The organism is Aestuariivivens sediminis, from assembly GCF_022662105.1.
Classification (GTDB): Bacteria; Bacteroidota; Bacteroidia; order Flavobacteriales; family Flavobacteriaceae; genus Aestuariivivens; species Aestuariivivens sediminis.
In genome coordinates this window covers 15,230-31,527 of sequence record NZ_JAKMCP010000010.1, presented here as the reverse complement: position 1 = coordinate 31,527, position 16,298 = coordinate 15,230, and the positions used below count along the sequence as shown (strand labels likewise).

Annotated in this window: 16 protein-coding genes; all 16 read left to right on the top strand. The window is 33.7% G+C overall.

From position 1 onward, the window contains the following. Positions 1-140 precede the first annotated feature (140 nt). The 16 genes from lpdA to MR054_RS16180 all read left to right on the top strand — a co-directional run bounded on the left by lpdA (position 141) and on the right by MR054_RS16180 (position 16,295). A complete protein-coding gene (gene lpdA, locus MR054_RS16255; RefSeq protein WP_242158875.1) occupies positions 141-1,541 on the top strand; it encodes a dihydrolipoyl dehydrogenase in 1,401 nt (466 codons plus the stop codon). 278 nt (positions 1,542-1,819) lie between these two features. After that, positions 1,820-3,787: a T9SS type A sorting domain-containing protein gene (locus MR054_RS16250; RefSeq protein WP_242158873.1), complete on the top strand. Its 1,968-nt coding sequence runs from the start codon at positions 1,820-1,822 to the stop codon at positions 3,785-3,787. A gap of 4 nt (positions 3,788-3,791) precedes the next feature. After that, positions 3,792-4,973, top strand: coding sequence for a T9SS type A sorting domain-containing protein (locus tag MR054_RS16245; protein WP_242158871.1), 1,182 nt, complete (start codon positions 3,792-3,794; stop codon positions 4,971-4,973). 622 nt (positions 4,974-5,595) lie between these two features. Then, positions 5,596-6,108 (top strand): porin family protein, encoded by a 513-nt coding sequence (locus MR054_RS16240; protein ID WP_242084554.1) that lies wholly within the window; start codon positions 5,596-5,598, stop codon positions 6,106-6,108. A gap of 13 nt (positions 6,109-6,121) precedes the next feature. After that, complete coding sequence (locus MR054_RS16235; RefSeq protein ID WP_242084553.1) at positions 6,122-7,609, top strand: TlpA family protein disulfide reductase; 1,488 nt, start codon at positions 6,122-6,124, stop codon at positions 7,607-7,609. A 190-nt stretch (positions 7,610-7,799) separates the two neighbouring features. Further along, positions 7,800-8,438, top strand: a complete 639-nt coding sequence (locus tag MR054_RS16230; RefSeq protein WP_242158869.1) for a hypothetical protein — start codon at positions 7,800-7,802, stop codon at positions 8,436-8,438. An 824-nt stretch (positions 8,439-9,262) separates the two neighbouring features. Next, positions 9,263-9,739: a hypothetical protein gene (locus tag MR054_RS16225; protein WP_242084550.1), complete on the top strand. Its 477-nt coding sequence runs from the start codon at positions 9,263-9,265 to the stop codon at positions 9,737-9,739. 197 nt (positions 9,740-9,936) lie between these two features. After that, a complete protein-coding gene (locus MR054_RS16220) occupies positions 9,937-10,362 on the top strand; it encodes a hypothetical protein (RefSeq protein ID WP_242084549.1) in 426 nt (141 codons plus the stop codon). A gap of 211 nt (positions 10,363-10,573) precedes the next feature. Next, complete coding sequence (locus tag MR054_RS16215; RefSeq protein WP_242084548.1) at positions 10,574-11,254, top strand: hypothetical protein; 681 nt, start codon at positions 10,574-10,576, stop codon at positions 11,252-11,254. Between the two features lie 160 nt (positions 11,255-11,414). Next, positions 11,415-12,122 carry a hypothetical protein gene (locus tag MR054_RS16210; RefSeq protein ID WP_242084547.1) on the top strand — a complete coding sequence of 236 codons (708 nt, stop codon included), beginning with the start codon at positions 11,415-11,417 and terminating at the stop codon, positions 12,120-12,122. Continuing rightward, positions 12,119-12,880 carry a hypothetical protein gene (locus tag MR054_RS16205; RefSeq protein ID WP_242084546.1) on the top strand — a complete coding sequence of 254 codons (762 nt, stop codon included), beginning with the start codon at positions 12,119-12,121 and terminating at the stop codon, positions 12,878-12,880. The genes MR054_RS16210 and MR054_RS16205 overlap by 4 nt, the downstream gene beginning before the upstream one ends. Before the next feature lie 66 nt (positions 12,881-12,946). After that, complete coding sequence (locus tag MR054_RS16200) at positions 12,947-13,306, top strand: hypothetical protein (protein ID WP_242084545.1); 360 nt, start codon at positions 12,947-12,949, stop codon at positions 13,304-13,306. Continuing rightward, complete coding sequence (locus MR054_RS16195; RefSeq protein ID WP_242084544.1) at positions 13,303-13,683, top strand: hypothetical protein; 381 nt, start codon at positions 13,303-13,305, stop codon at positions 13,681-13,683. The genes MR054_RS16200 and MR054_RS16195 overlap by 4 nt, the downstream gene beginning before the upstream one ends. A 128-nt stretch (positions 13,684-13,811) precedes the next feature. After that, a complete protein-coding gene (locus MR054_RS16190) occupies positions 13,812-14,543 on the top strand; it encodes a hypothetical protein (RefSeq protein ID WP_242084542.1) in 732 nt (243 codons plus the stop codon). 8 nt (positions 14,544-14,551) lie between these two features. After that, the gene (locus tag MR054_RS16185; protein ID WP_242084540.1) at positions 14,552-15,604 is read left to right on the top strand and encodes a sensor histidine kinase; all 1,053 of its coding nucleotides are present in this window, start codon (positions 14,552-14,554) and stop codon (positions 15,602-15,604) included. After that, positions 15,594-16,295: a LytR/AlgR family response regulator transcription factor gene (locus MR054_RS16180; protein WP_242084538.1), complete on the top strand. Its 702-nt coding sequence runs from the start codon at positions 15,594-15,596 to the stop codon at positions 16,293-16,295. The genes MR054_RS16185 and MR054_RS16180 overlap by 11 nt, the downstream gene beginning before the upstream one ends. Positions 16,296-16,298: the final 3 nt, after the last annotated feature.

Here is a 16,298-nt window from a genome sequence, read left to right as displayed (position 1 = left end):
CTTTTAAATTAGCGGGTATGGCCTTTCAATTTGATGATCCCAATAATTTTAAAAAGTGCATTATAAACGCATGTTTTACTTGTCTTCCCATAAAACATTTGTATTTTTGAATCGCAATTTTTAACATTCAAATTTTTACTATGAGTTCATACGATGTAGCCATTATAGGGTCAGGTCCCGGAGGATATGTTGCCGCCATTCGCTGTGCGCAATTGGGCATGAAAACGGCAATAATTGAAAAATATGCCACTTTAGGCGGTACCTGCCTTAATGTAGGTTGTATACCCAGTAAAGCCCTTTTGGATTCATCACACCACTATGAAGATGCCGTGAAGCATTTTGAAGAACACGGTATTGATATTCCAGGAGAGATCAAGGTAAATCTCGAAAAAATGATAGCCCGTAAACAGGCGGTGGTAGATCAAACTACCGGGGGTATTGATTTCTTAATGAAGAAAAATAAGATTGATGTGTACCAGGGGGTGGGCCGCTTTACGGATGCCACCCACATTAGTATTTCCGGTGACAAAAATAGCGCCATCGAAGCCAAACACACCATCATAGCTACGGGTAGCAAGCCCTCAACATTGCCGTTTATCAAGATTGATAAAGAGCGTATCATTACCTCTACTGAAGCCTTGAAGCTTAAGGAAATCCCTAAACATTTAATTGTTATAGGCGGGGGTGTGATTGGTTTGGAACTGGGTCAGGTCTACAAGCGCTTAGGTGCCGAGGTTACTGTAGTGGAATATATGGATCGCCTGATCCCAACAATGGATTCAGGGTTATCCAAAGAACTGAATAAAGTCTTTAAAAAAGCAAAATTTGGAATCCATGTGTCACACAAGGTGAAATCTGTGGAGCGCAATGGGGATGCGGTTATTGTGAAAGCGGATAATAAGAAAGGGGAGGAAGTGGAATTTAAAGGCGATTATTGTCTGGTTTCGGTTGGACGCCGTCCTTATACCGATGGTTTAAATGCTGAAGCTGCAGGTGTAAAAATTAATGACCGTGGTCAGGTGGAAGTCAATGCGCATTTGCAGACCACTGCCAAAAACATTTATGCCATTGGCGATGTGGTGAAGGGGGCGATGCTGGCGCATAAAGCAGAAGAAGAAGGGGTATTTGTTGCAGAGACCCTGGCCGGTCAAAAACCACATATCGACTACAATTTAATTCCGGGGGTCGTCTATACCTGGCCGGAAGTCGCGGCAGTTGGTAAAACCGAAGAAGCATTGAAAGCGGCCGGCATTGCCTATAAGGTTGGCCAATTTCCCATGCGTGCTCTGGGGCGAAGTCGTGCCAGTATGGACATTGATGGCTTTGTTAAAATTTTAGCAGATCAATCGACAGATGAAATTTTAGGCGTGCATATGATTGGTGCACGGGCGGCAGATATGATTGCTGAAGCCGTTGTCGCCATGGAATACCGGGCCTCTGCAGAAGATATCTCCAGAATGTCGCATGCCCATCCCACATTTACTGAAGCGATTAAGGAGGCGGCTTTGGCAGCTACCGAAGACAGGGCTTTGCATATTTAGGCATGGTGATGTATGGAGTTCCCGGACCGATGAATGCCGTTATCACAGATGAAGTAAAGGCACGGTGCCTCGTGACCAGGTTTGCCCGGCGCAGTCACTTTTTTTTGATGTAATTTTTAGAATCTATTGTATAAGTCCTTAATTTTATTTAGATTAGAACTTCGCTTTTTAAAACTATTTTTCTGATTAATAGCTGTCTCAAAAATAGTCCAGGAGCTTCGCATCTTTGATGCGTCTTCGTGTTATGGTAGGTAATTGTACTATTAAACCACCATATTATGAAAACAAGACTACTACTGCTTGCCCTGATTATTTCGATATCTCAACTGTATGCCCAATGTCCGGGTGGTACGCCCGATCCCGGGTATACCTGCATTCCTGACATGAACTTTGAACAGGCTTTGATAAGCCAGGGGATTGATACTGTAGGTGCCTTGGATGGACAGGTATTGACCAATGATATTAATGATGAAACGGAATTAATACTTTTTAACCTGGGCATCAGTGATCTCACCGGGATTGAAGGCTTTACAGCACTAACCAGACTGGAATGCAGATATAATAGTTTATCTGCTGTTGATCTTTCAGCAAACACGGCATTGACCTATGTGGATCTTTTCCAGAATAATTTAACCGAGTTGGATGTTACCAATCTTACGGGATTAATCACTTTGGCGTTTGCCAATAATAACGTCTCAATGATTGATCTGCAATATAACGTGGATCTCGAAGTCTTAGGAGCCGGATCAAATAATTTGGGGGCCCTGGATGTTTCCAATAATTTGATGTTAAAAAGTATTACGGTAACTTCCAATAGTATTGGTACGTTGAATTTATCAAGTAATCAAAATCTTCAAACTATTTTTTGTGCTAACAATGGATTGACGAATCTTACATTGCCTGTAACCAATACCGTAACGCGGTTGGATTGCTATAATAACAGTTTGTCTGGATCTCTGGATGTCTCTGGTTATCCGGATCTTGACATTTTATGGTGCTATAACAATAATTTTTTGGGATCACTGGACCTGTCGAATAATATCGTTTTAAGAAATGCAGATATTGGAGATAATAATTTTTCGGGAGTGACTATGCCGGATGATTTGGATACCTTGTTTCGTTTTGTGTGCGATAACAACAGCATTCCAACATTGGATCTTACTAACAATAATGCCCTTACCACGTTGCGGTGTAATGATGCAAACATAGATAATTTGCTTTTGCCAGCTACAGTTACAGGTGCTCAATTAGATATTTGGTGTAATGGAAATAATTTGACGGCATTGGATGTTAGTGGTTTATCGAATTTAAGGAAACTGTGGTGCTATGATAATGATTTACAGGAAATTGATGTATCCGGCAATGGCGCCTTGATACTTCTTGATTGTGGCATAAACCCTTTTACAGCGGGGCTAAATGTCGCTTCCAATGCGAATCTTCAAGAATTGTATTGTAACAACAACAATTTAACCTCCATTAATCTGGCATCCAACGGTCAGTTACAATATGTAGGTGTTTATAATCTTAATAACGGTCCTTTTGTCGGCCTTTATGAAAACGATCTTACTGAACTTAATGTGGGCAGTAACACCTCTCTACAATGGATAAGTTGTGGGGGGAACATGAATTTATCCAACATCACTATACCCAATACGCCTCTGCTGACTGCGTTTTATGCCTTTGGCAATGGTTTGACCAATTTAGATTTCTTAAATTCCAATAACTATGATTACATTCAATATTTTGATGTTGGGAATGGGAATTTAACTAGCATCAATGTAAGCGATATGCCTAGCTTAAAGGCGTTTTATTGTAATGGAAATGCTTCGTTATCCTACCTGAATATACAAAATGGCTTCAATGGAAATTTAGTGACTATGTGGGCACATGATACCAATCTTGATTGTATCCAGGTTGATAATGTTTCGGATGCCAATTCCAGGGATATTGATGATTGGAAAAGCGGAGGCGCCAGTTATTCCACAAGTTGTCCTGCCTTAAGTCTTACAGAACAAACCAGGGAAAGCATCTCCATTTATCCCAATCCCACAAGACATACGATGTCTGTCGATCTGCAATCGGATGCCGATTACCGTCTCATTAATGTGCAGGGGCAAAACATGCTTAATGGCCGTTTTAGTTCGGGTATGAATCAATTGGACCTGTCTGTCCTTTCAAAAGGGATTTACTTTTTACAGCTGAACGCCTTCCAGGGTAACCTGACTCAAAAAATTATTAAACAGTAAAATTATGAAAACAACATTACTCTCAGTTTGTCTGATTCTTTCTTGTTATTTCATTGCGGTTTCGCAATGTCCAAATGGTACTCCGGATCCGGGATACACCTGTATAAAAGATACCGAATTTGAACAATACTTAGTGAATAAAGGCTGGGATACCGATGCCACGGTCAATGGACAGGTCCTGACAAGTGATATTAGCACCCGTACATCTGTGGATACCTATGGTTATAATGTTACGGATTTGTCCGGTATTGAGGATTTTTCCAGTTTGCAAACCTTGTTATGTGCCAATAGTTCCTTAACAAGTCTGGATCTAAGTTCAAATACAAACTTGTTAACCTTAAATTGTAACAATAATGCGCTTACATCATTAAATGTTTCAGGGTGTGCCTCATTATACCAAATCTATTGCACGGATAATGAACTCACATCATTAGATCTCTCCAATAAATTAAACCTTCAGATTGTTTATTTGTCAAACAATCCCTTTCTATCCACTTTAGATATTAGTGGCAGTACAAACATCGTCACGTTTTTGGCAAATGCAACTGCTTTAACAACTCTGGATTTTTCGGGCAATACCTATTACCTGGGTACGGTACAATGCACGGGGAGTCAATTAACAAGCATAACCATTGGAGCCAGTTCAAGGCTGTCTAACATCGATTTAAGTGATAACCAACTTTCTTCTCTGGATTTATCCAATTTTGGAGGACATGGGGCGATTACCAATGTTAGCATTAATTGCGATAATAATTTACTCACCTATCTCAATGTTAATAATGGATTTAATTCAGTGATTACATCCTTTAGCGCTTTAAATAACAACTTAAGCTGTATTCAAGTGGATGATGCTACAGCTGCCGAAGCCGGGAGTGGTTCCTACAGTGCATGGCAGAAAGATGTAACCGCTTCTTATTCTGAAAGTTGCCAAAATCTTGGAATTCCTGATGATAGCTTGATATCAATGATTAATATTTTTCCTAATCCTAGTCATGGCGTGGTAAATATTAGTGCCCAGGAGCCCATTAATTATTGGTTGCTGAGCCTTCAAGGGCAGGAACTATCAAAAGGTAATTTTAATTCGGGAATGCATACTATCGATTTGTCCTTGATGTCTAAAGGTATCTATTTCATTAATATCGTATCACCCCATGGCCAAACAACGAAAAAATGGATTAAACTTTAGGTATGTCATAATCTAAAACCATTACGTTTAGATAGAGTGTCTTCCATGGCTATGGATTGTTGGTGTGATTCAGGTTCAAGTCACACGGGAATTGGACCCGTCTTCCTCCGCATTAAAACATCACAACTTCATTGATAATCAATTTATTGCGATATTTTTTAAATTTATTTTCCCATTATCCACGCAATAATAGAAATTTATCATTTTAAGCCAAAACATTATCTTTCCTCATGTTAAACCATAATTAGTATAGATTGCATGAACAATTTCTTATATAGGTGCTGAACTTTGATTTTAATAAATTGTATGATTTATGTACGATTATTTGTTTTTCGTTCCTTCGTATACAATAACAAAACCGCAATAATCATTAATCAGTCAAGGTTTTGTTATTGCCTTTATCATGGACTTAAACTAGAAAAATCTCCAGTAACACTTTATTTTATTTCCAGAAAACAGAAAAGAATTTGTGTTTTAAATAGTTTTCTTTCCTTGACTTAATAAAAAGTACATCTATTTTAAATTTTTGACCTTCTATTTAATGTGTTCAACGAAAAATATTGAATTCTCCTTCTTTTAGATTTTTATTTACTTACATAAAAACTTTTAAAACTACCCCATTATGAAAAAAATTATTTTAACACTAATGCTTTTTGGATTCATAATAAATATAAATGCTCAAAATTTCGGTGTAAAAGCAGGAGTTGATTTCGCAACGGCTAAAGCTGATTATTATGGCATTTCGGAAAGCGAAAGCGAAACCGGATTTTATATAGGTGCGTTTACTCAACTCAAAGTTTTAGAAAATCTAAAAATTAGAACGGAGGTTAATTACATTCACGTTGAGGATTTAGACCAAATTCAATTGCCTCTAATGGTAGAACTAGAAATAGTGGACAAGTTTAATCTTCTAGCTGGACCAAGCTTTGGATTTATATTAGATCCAGAAGTAGATGGAAAAGCATTCAATTTTGGACTTGACTTTGGCCTTTCATATAATGTAACGGAAAATTTTTTGATAGAAGCACAATACAATTTGGGATTGTCTAATTTAATTGATGACAAATTTTATGATGGCACCGTGAAATTACATGGTTTGTTGGTTGGTATAGGATATAATATGTTAGACTCATAAAAAATAAATACCTATGAAATCAAAACTAATTATTGTATTTGTAATATTGAATTTTTTAGGAGCTTGTACATCAGAAAAAAAAAGAGCTGAAATTATTGTTTCTGGAATGTTACCTGACTTAAAAAATGAATCAATTACTCTAGTGCCAGTTCAAGATTATTTCCCAGGATTAACGCTAGATGATTCTTATCCAACTGTTGAGACAGATAGCCTTGGAGAATATAAATTTAAATTAATCGAATCGAATTCAAATTTTTATCAAATTGTACATAATAATTACCATCAGTTAAAAGCTGATATATACCTTGAACCGGGTGATTCATTATTTATAAATCAATCCTCATGGCGTGATAGCCCAAAGTTTCAAATAAATGGAAAAGGCTGTGAAAAGTTTAAATATCTAGAAAAAGACTATTCTATTTTTCCAAAAGATAAGGCCTTCTACAACAAAATCAGGAGTAATTTCTTTGCGTCCGAGATTGATTTCAAAAGATTTATAGATGGTCTATATTTTGAGAGGGTTAATGGATTGGCATCAGTCAATGTCGTACCAGAATTATTAAGAGTTTATCATCAAAATACTTTAGAAGCTGAAAGAGCACAAATTTTATTGGAGTACTTGGAAAGTAGAAATTATTACATGAATGAAAAGGATAGCTATTTTTATCCTGATACGAGTTACATTATTTTTCTTGATAGTATTAGATTTGATAATAAATTTTCCCAGACCACTGCTTCAAGACTATTGGCTAAAAATTACTTAAATTATTTTGCCAGAATAGCATATCAAACAAATACTGACGAAGAATGGTGGAAAGAAAATTTAGGTTATAAATTAAAGTTGGTATTGGATAACCCAAAATCCTTATGGACTGATTTACTTGCATTGAGTACGGTTAACGAATATTCAGATGGACTCATGACAGATGATTTTTTTGTAGATCTGGAGAAATTTACTATAGATATGAGTGATCGATTTTTCAATAGTAAAAACCAAAGGCTTTATGAAATAAATAGCGAAACATATAAGAATTTAGCGCCAGGAAATCCTGCACCTGACTTTGAATTACCTGATTCAGTAGGCAAATTAAGAAGATTGAGCGACTTTAAAGGGAGTGTGGTGTACATTGATTTCTGGGGAACCTGGTGCTACCCTTGCATACAAGAAATACCAGATGCTTTAAAATTACAAGAAAAATATAAAAACCAACCCGTGATTTTTCTATATGTGGCAATGGAGTATGACAGTATCAATATTGCGGATTGGAAAGAATTTATTGTCGGGAAAAATACCAGATTTAGCGAATTGCTAAATAATAAGCCTTTTCCAGGTATTCATTTAGTTGCAGAAAGGCAATTTCTGAATGAATCTATTAGTGCCTACAAAATCAATTTTGCACCAACCCATGTCCTTATCGATCAAAAAGGAAATATTGTAAATGCACGAGCGAAACGGTCTAATCTAATACATGAAGAAATAGATGAATTACTAAGACAATAAGAAGAATGAAAAAGAGTCATAACAACACCTATTGCCAATGTCCTTCTGGACACTATGAGTAGCCGATATCGTTGTAAAATCACTACAAATTTATTTAGATAGAAACATGAGATTAATAATGTTGTAAACATTTATATTTAGGAAAAGTGCTATAATATCATTGATCTTCTAAATTTAAATAATCCGTGCAATGAAAAAATTAAGTTTAAATAAAATATTCGCTTATTTATTGCTTTCAGTAATTATTTTCGGATGTGCATCATTTCCTAAAAAGAAATCTCCGTCAATTTCATATATCAATAGCAACAATATATATTTATTAGAAGGAACTTATTCCATTAAACATAGTTCTTCAGTCTACTCAAAAGATAGTGTTCTTGATATGAGCTTTGTCAATGAGGATAACAATCAATATCTTACCCTATTTGATGAAATCAATAATGGTGTATTCGTAAAACGTTTAGAGGTAAACTCCTTAAAAAGCTATAAATTTTCTTTAAAAATTTTAAGCACAAAACGAATCCAAATCAATTATTTAGAAGATGACAGCCTTATTAGAAGAAATAAAATAAGATATAAATTGAAGGAAGAGGGTTATGTTAATCTAAAACATAGGAATTTTAAAATCATTGGCATTCCTTATGTGATGGGTGGATTTAAGACGAAAAGAAACCGATTGGCGTTAACTAAGGATAACGACTTACTTTTCGAGACCTCAGAATTTACAACGGGTGGTGTGTTTTATCCAGCTTTTATTGTACCCGCAATTAATTTTGGTTCAAAAACAAAATACAAAAAGATATACCAAAGAATAAATCAAGATATGTAATTATATTGTTTTGGTTTCCTATACCTAATTTAAAAACTCATGAAATGCTTTAAGCCTTTATGCTGTTTTTGGTTTTAGCTTTAATGTTGAACTCCTGCAATATTTTTTTAACCCTATACTCCTTTTTTACTCGAGACCTTCTTTATTTTGAATCAAATCTTATTGGCCTTTGGGAGGATGATGACAAAGGGCTTTGGGAAGTTGAAACATTTTGAAATGAGAATGATATAAATTTCTCAGAATTTAAAAATATAGATTGGAAAATTTATGACGAATATAATAGAGCTTATAAGGTACAATATTTAATAGTCATCTCCAAAACTTCATTTGTGGCATGGCCCTTTAAAATAGACAATCAGTTATTTCTTGATGTTACACCCTATTATGGAAGTAGCAGTAAAAAAACTATTTGCATGAAATGCATATTGTACAAGCTCATTCGCTAGCAAAGTTGGATATCTACTCCAATGACAGTATCGGCATTAAATGGTTTGTCTCGAATAAACTTAAATATCTTTTAAAAAAATTAAGCGCGAGGTTGTGGGTGTTATGGGTGTCCAAACAGCCATACAGACATCATCATCACAGGAAATGGTAAAATTTATTAAAAAATATATGAACTCCAAAAACGAAAACAAGTGGGATACTAGTACTGAATTTAGTCTTAAGAGAGGTATTTGAAAAATAAAATCTATAAATGAGTAATAAAATTTAAAAGTAGATTTTTATTGTTGGCCTGCTCACAATCCTTGTTTGTCGAAATTTGTGGTGTAACAATCATTTTTTAAGTTAATTTAATCTTTTCAAAATTTCAATCAATAAATATGAGAATATTATACACTATTATTTTACTCATTTTGTTAACTGGTTGCAAAACTCAAAGACCAGAGTTGTCAATTGTCATTAAAGAAGTTGAAGACATCGAAAACATCAATTTCGAAGGACATCAGAATCATGATGTGGAAGTTTATAGGATCAAAACTGTTCAACCTGAATATATATTACCCAAGCTTGATCCAGAACCTAAAAAAAGAGCAACTGATGCAATTATAAATAAGTTAAACAAGGACAGTCATTTTGTTTATGCGTTAATCATCTACCGAAATCAAAATGGTAAAGTAAGGAACTATAGAGCGCATATAATTTCTGAATTTACTTTTGATGTGGCAGATTACGAATGGATCAATGATTCCACAGTAACTTTCAATATAAAAAACAAATTCCGGAGCCTTGGAACATATACATTCAGTGGTTACATGACTGCTAATGGAAGAGTAACTTCTATGAAAAAACTGGAGTAGATGACGACATTGTATTAACCGCTACTTCAGAAGAATTGGTAAAACTTATTGAAAAATATATGGAATCTGAAGAGGAAAAGAAATGGGAAACCCGAACAGAATTTAATTTGAGTAGAAGATAATCATCACTAATTTAAAACAAAATGTGCTTAAATCGTTTAATCCCAATATATTTCAAACATTAGCACCCATAAATTATGAAATACAAATTATCTCTATTACTTCTATTTATATTACTATTTCAAGGTTGTAAAATTTATGACTCAAAATCTACAACAAAAGAAGACGCTCTGTTGTTTTCGGGAAAAGTCAAAGTAAAATCTGTTTCAAATACAAGTTATAAATTTGAAAAATTAATAATGGAGGGCGATAGCTTATATGGAATTGGAAAAAAAGTTAAGGCTGAGTCAAAAAACGAATTTAACAATAATATAGTCAACCAAAACCCTAACGATAAATATGTAAAAATTCTCCTCACAGACAGTTTGGTAAATGAAATTCATCTCTACAACAAAGGTAAAACCAATGCTCTAAAAGTTGTTGGCTTTGGAACTGTTGCGCTATACCTTTTAGCTGTTTTAACTAGTCTGATTGTCCTTACCTTACTTGTCGCTGGTGGCTAAAACAAGAAGTTAAGGTGCAGCATTTTTTAATCTAAACGATAAAAAAAGTTTTCGTTGTCCTTTTTTCCAATATCCGGCAAAAAAGAAACCATTGAATATTATAATCTAAGAGACCTAAAAAAGGTTTGTCTGCCAAACCACTTTGTTTGACGAAAATGCTTGAAATAGATTAGATATTCTCACTACATTGTAACTAATAAGCTTAAGCCTAATGAAAAACATTAAATCCTGGTCACTAATGACATTTGTCGCTCTCTTGCTTACTTCCTGCATCGTAAAATCATTGCACGCCTTTTATACAAAAGACCTCATCTATTATGAACCAAAACTCACCGGTAATTGGACCAATACAGATGGGATATCGTTTAAACTTGAGCCCTTTAAAGATTTATATTTAAGAAATATAGAAGATTTGCCTAATGTTAGTAAAGTAAGCATGAAGGAAATAGATTCCGTTTTTAATATACACCATTACCATAAGAGCTATGGTGTAACTCATATAAAGAATCGGGACAGTTCATGGTTTCAGGCCATGCCTTTTAAAATTGACAATCAGTTATTCCTTGATTTTATTTTATTTGATGGTGGATTGGGCATTTATGAGAATGAAAAAGATTTGGAAGGGATGCACTTAACCAAAGTCCATTCGCTGGCTAAAGTAGATTTAACTTCTAACAATAGCCTAAGTATTAAATGGTTGGATGAGGATAAACTCGACGCACTTATAAAAGAGAATAGGATAAAAATAAGACATGAAAGAGACGAATTTAATGATAAATTCCTTCTAACGGCATCATCAGAGGAATTGGTTAAATTTATTACAAAATACATGAAATCTGAAGATATCGACAAATGGCAAACGAATGTTGAATTTAGCCTTAAAAGAAAATAAATTATACAAAGCGGTATATTATACCTTATAATTCTATCTTATCGCATCAAGCTCCCAAATCAAACCGAAAGGGTTTGACTTCCAATTTACATTGTTTGACGAAAAACGTTAAATTGTGATGATATTCTCATTAACTTGTTGTCAAACTAGTTAGAGTTCCATGAAAACCATTAAATCCTTTTCCTTATTAATTGCTTTGGCTTTAATGTTAAGCTCCTGCCTTCTGTTATCCTTGCATCCCTATTACACCAATGATTTAATACATTTTGAGGAACAACTAATAGGAAAATGGGCTGATACGGCTAATGGGAGTTGGAAGATTTTAGGCTATAAAGACTTTATGCTGAGTGAATCCAAAAAATCAGGGAAAGAAATAAATACTCTAAATTTTAATAAAAATGAATTAGAAGTATGGCATAATGCCCACTTGTTTTATGCGGTACAATATAAAGCAGATGCTAAAAGCAGAGATACGCTATTTCATTTGGCAGTCCCCTTTAAAATTGATGACCAGTTATTTCTAGACTATACGCCGCTCCAACAAATTTCAAATAGTAAAGTCCCTGCAATCAATCTTTATAATAATCATAAAATTGATGTCCATGCATTAGCCAAGGTGGATATACATTCCAATAACAATATCAGCATTACATGGCTTGGGGATGAAAAGTTCAGCAAACTTTTAGCTTCCAATAAAATAAAAATAAAACACGAAACTCCAAGAGGTTTTATTTCAAAAATTGTTTTAACGGCCTCTTCAGAGGAATTGGTAAAATTTCTTGAAAAATACATGAATTCCAAAGATGGAGACCAACGGAATTTTAATGAACAAGGAAAAAAATTAATATTTAATTTAAAAAGAAGATGAACAGGTCTTTAAATAATTTCAGAAGATTTAAACTATTTGCATTCCTTTTATTAATAGGATTGCTATTGCACTCCTGTTTTATAACTTCTTTATACCCATTTTACACCAAAGATTTAATTCATTTTGAGAAACAATTGATTGGCCAGTGGTCCGATTCAGAGGGTGGACTTTGGAAAGTTATGCGATATATAGACTTTAATAATGGTTACTTTGATCTAAAGAAAAAGGATACTGTAGATATGAATGAAAAAAAAACAGAATTCTATCACTTATTAAAACAATTTTACATGGTAGAATTTGAATCAAATAACTCTACCTTTAGCCATCAGGGCATCCCTTTGAAAGATGCTGTATATTTTCTAGCAGTACCTTTTAAAATAAATCATCATTTGTTTCTCGATCTTACGCCACACCATAAAGGTACAGCTACAAATTCTTCAAATTCACCAATAGTAATGACAATGCCCTCAAATAGTTCAAGTCATAAAATAGACACCCACTCTTTGGCCAAAGTGGATATGGATTCTAAAAACCAAATAACCATTACATGGCTCACTGAGGAAAAAATAAATGCGCTTTTAGATGCACATAAAATTAAAATAAAATACGAAAAAACTGGTGTTAAGGGAAAAACCCTTTTAACCACTTCGTCTGAAGAATTGGTAGAGTTTATTAAAAAGTATATGAATTCCAAAAATGGAGACAGATGGGATTCTGATGAGAATCAGAAACTAAAATTTCAATTGAAAAGAAGATGAATATGTAATTATTACATTTAGAATAAAATAAACAAAAATTTATAAAAAGAATTAAAACTTACAACTATGGAAAACTCAACATTTTTTATGACTTATCTATTAACCTTTATTGCATGTGCAATATTGTCAGTAGGGCTTATTATGATTATGAACAAGGGCCTAAAAAAATTCTTTGAAAACCTTACCCAAGATCATGACATTTCAGCATTTTTTACCAAATTGACCAATAGTGTCATTTTGCTTGGTGGGCTCGGTGCCGCCTTGGCGACGGGTTACAACACTTCCAAAGATCCAAATTGGTTGACTTTAACATGGGATATAGCAGAGCAATTAGAAGAGTCGTTATTTAGACTATTCATTACCCTCATGATTTTTACGATAGCCTTTTTTATTATTCAACTGATTTTAAGAAAAAAAGCTAAATGAAAAATTGGACGGAGTTTCATATAGCCATTGTTTATTATTCAGGTTTAATTATTTCAGTAATTGTGGATGTATTGATATTATGGTATTTACGGCCTAACAAAACTTTAATAAAAAAAATAACCGAAAGGTTTGGCGAAATCTGGAACGATAGCTTTAAAACCTCAGTCGTCATGAGTGGATTATTGGGAGCCATGACTGTGACTTTTAAAGACTGCGATGGAAACTACGACTATTTACTAAAATCTCCATATAATACCGCATTGAAAGGGGTTGGGCAAGTTTCAACCTCGTTTGACTATTTGGCAATTGTTTTGGGTATTTGGCTTGCTGTTTTTGTAATCTTTCAAATAACTTTAAATAGAAAGAATATGGAGTAGTTCTGGTAGATAGCAAAACATTAAAATCATTAAGTGTTTGTCCCTCAAACTACCATATTTGTCGAAACAATTATAAAAGATGAAACCATTAGTTTACTTTCAATTCAGAATATTAAAATCTTAATATTATGAAAACACGTCACCTCTTCATTTTTGCAATCGCGATACTCATCCTACATTCCTGTATCATAAAGTCTTTACACCCATTTTACACCAAAAATACCCTATCATTTGAAAAAAGATTTTTAGGCATATGGAAGGATAACGAAGACCCCAATAATCAATGGATTATTACTTCGGTAAAAGATTATTATAAAGAAGAATGGAAAAGAGATACCATGCCTCCTTCTCCCGAAGATTTAGAAAGGTATAACAAAGAAAAAGAAGGGTATTTAGTTCTCAAAAAACAAAAAAATGATGTGGGCATTTTTTTGGCGATGCCTTTTAAAATAAACAATCAATTGTTTTTAGACTTTAAACCTATAACTTCTAGTTGCGAATGTAGTATTGACCTTATGGGTTATCATGAAGTTATAACGCATTCTCTCGTAAAGTTTGATGTTTTTAATGATAACAGTATCTCCATCACCTGGTTATCATCTAAGAAAATTGAGGATTTATTTAAAAACCACAAAATAAATATCAAGCACGAAAAGCTAAAGCCAGGATATCTGCTAACAGCGTCGCCTGAAGAATTGCAGAAATTCATCGCCAAATATATAGTTTCCAACGAAAAAGAAAAATGGAAAACCGATGTTGCCTATGATTTAGAAAGGACTGAAAGTAGTGAAAAATCATTTGAATTCATCAAAAAATTGATCAGTGGTGAAGAGAAATTAAATGGTATTGATTTAAACTAAAAACAGCCATGACAACCATCAAATTATCAAAAAGAAATAACTATAGGCCTTTAATATTTAATATGGTTTTATGGGCTATTTCATTTGCTATTCTTCTATTTGCATTTTCTGGAGAAGATATCCCCCAAAAAATTGACTATATCTATACAGGCTGTTTTTTAGCTACCATCATTTTCCCTGTACTTATAAATCTTTACATTTTAATTCCCAAGTTTTTAAAGCAGGAAAAATACATGTTGTACTGCTTGTTATTTATTATGAATCTCTTTGTATTTGCTCAAATAAATATTTGGTTTTTCACGTATATTATTGATTACCTCTTTCCTGATTATTATTTTATTTCTTACCATTCCGGAACCAAACTCATCACACTTTTTGTTATATTTTTAGTGGGTACTACATTAATCAGGTTTTCCGTAGATTGGATATATTATAACAGAAGCGAAAATCTAAGACTTAAACTAAGGAACCAACAGATTGAAACCCAATTGGCATTACTACGCTCACAAATTAACCCCCATTTTTTATTTAATTCCTTGAATGTCATCTATTCTTTAGCAATTGAAAATAAAGCCGAGACCAAACATGCCATTGTACAACTGTCGGATATTTTGCGTTATGTGATTTACGATTCAGGTATTGAACGTGTTGCCATAAAAGAAGAAGTAACACTATTAAAAAACTATATCGAATTTCATCAGTTTCGTCATCGGCAAGCTGACAACATTAAATTCCATTGCTCCATAGACGACGAAAACTACCAAATTCACCCCATGCTTATGCTGCCCTTATTGGAAAACAGTTTTAAATACGGATTAAAGAGCGATATTGAAAATCCCTATATCCATATCAATTTAACCCTAAAGAATAAAAACTTTATCTTTAGTATTGAGAATAACTATTCTGAAATCCATATGGAAAACAACAACCATTCTGGAGTAGGTATAGAGAATATTAGAAAAAACCTTGGCATTGTGTATCCAAAAGAACATCAATTTGAAATTGATAAAACCGAAGATGTCTTCAGAGTTACTTTAAAATTATTCACAAATGAAAATTAAATGCCTGATTATAGATGACGAACCTTCTTCACAAGCAGTCCTTAAAAAATTTGTAGGCGATGTGGAATTTTTGGAACTCGTAAAGGTTTGCAATAATGCCGTCGATGCACTTCATGTTTTAAAACAAAACCAAGACATTGACTTGCTGTTTTTGGATGTGAACATGCCTAAAATTTCGGGTCTCACTTTTTACAAATCATTGCAAAATCCACCCGAGGTTATCTTTACAACAGCTTATCCCCAATACGCCGTAGATGGGTTTGAGGTGAATGCCATTGATTATTTATTAAAACCCTTTTCATTTGAGCGTTTTTTTACAGCAGTGAATAAAGTAGTAGAAAAAAGATTCAATAACGGCAACCAAATTGACGATGATTGGTATATCTTCATTAAATCCAATAAGACCCTTCATAAAATAAATTTCGAGAATATTTTATTTATCGAGGCGTATGGCGATTATGTTAAAGTACATTTAATAAATGAGTTTATATTGACTAATGCCACCTTTACTTCTATCCTCGAATCCTTACCTGAACATATATTTGTAAGGACCCACAAATCGTTTGCCATCAATTTTAAACATTTAAATAGCATAAGCGGCAATCTTATTACTATTAAGAATTATAAAATTCCCATTGGTCAAAAATATAAATCTGAGTTTCTAACCTTTATAAACAATACTAAAACCTAACAC

Coding starts and splice junctions, on each gene's coding strand:
- lpdA (WP_242158875.1), top strand. CDS start 141: ATGAGTTCATACGATGTAGCCATTATAGGGTCAGGTCCCGGAGGATAT.
- MR054_RS16250 (WP_242158873.1), top strand. CDS start 1,820: ATGAAAACAAGACTACTACTGCTTGCCCTGATTATTTCGATATCTCAA.
- MR054_RS16245 (WP_242158871.1), top strand. CDS start 3,792: ATGAAAACAACATTACTCTCAGTTTGTCTGATTCTTTCTTGTTATTTC.
- MR054_RS16240 (WP_242084554.1), top strand. CDS start 5,596: ATGAAAAAAATTATTTTAACACTAATGCTTTTTGGATTCATAATAAAT.
- MR054_RS16235 (WP_242084553.1), top strand. CDS start 6,122: ATGAAATCAAAACTAATTATTGTATTTGTAATATTGAATTTTTTAGGA.
- MR054_RS16230 (WP_242158869.1), top strand. CDS start 7,800: ATGAAAAAATTAAGTTTAAATAAAATATTCGCTTATTTATTGCTTTCA.
- MR054_RS16225 (WP_242084550.1), top strand. CDS start 9,263: ATGAGAATATTATACACTATTATTTTACTCATTTTGTTAACTGGTTGC.
- MR054_RS16220 (WP_242084549.1), top strand. CDS start 9,937: ATGAAATACAAATTATCTCTATTACTTCTATTTATATTACTATTTCAA.
- MR054_RS16215 (WP_242084548.1), top strand. CDS start 10,574: ATGAAAAACATTAAATCCTGGTCACTAATGACATTTGTCGCTCTCTTG.
- MR054_RS16210 (WP_242084547.1), top strand. CDS start 11,415: ATGAAAACCATTAAATCCTTTTCCTTATTAATTGCTTTGGCTTTAATG.
- MR054_RS16205 (WP_242084546.1), top strand. CDS start 12,119: ATGAACAGGTCTTTAAATAATTTCAGAAGATTTAAACTATTTGCATTC.
- MR054_RS16200 (WP_242084545.1), top strand. CDS start 12,947: ATGGAAAACTCAACATTTTTTATGACTTATCTATTAACCTTTATTGCA.
- MR054_RS16195 (WP_242084544.1), top strand. CDS start 13,303: ATGAAAAATTGGACGGAGTTTCATATAGCCATTGTTTATTATTCAGGT.
- MR054_RS16190 (WP_242084542.1), top strand. CDS start 13,812: ATGAAAACACGTCACCTCTTCATTTTTGCAATCGCGATACTCATCCTA.
- MR054_RS16185 (WP_242084540.1), top strand. CDS start 14,552: ATGACAACCATCAAATTATCAAAAAGAAATAACTATAGGCCTTTAATA.
- MR054_RS16180 (WP_242084538.1), top strand. CDS start 15,594: ATGAAAATTAAATGCCTGATTATAGATGACGAACCTTCTTCACAAGCA.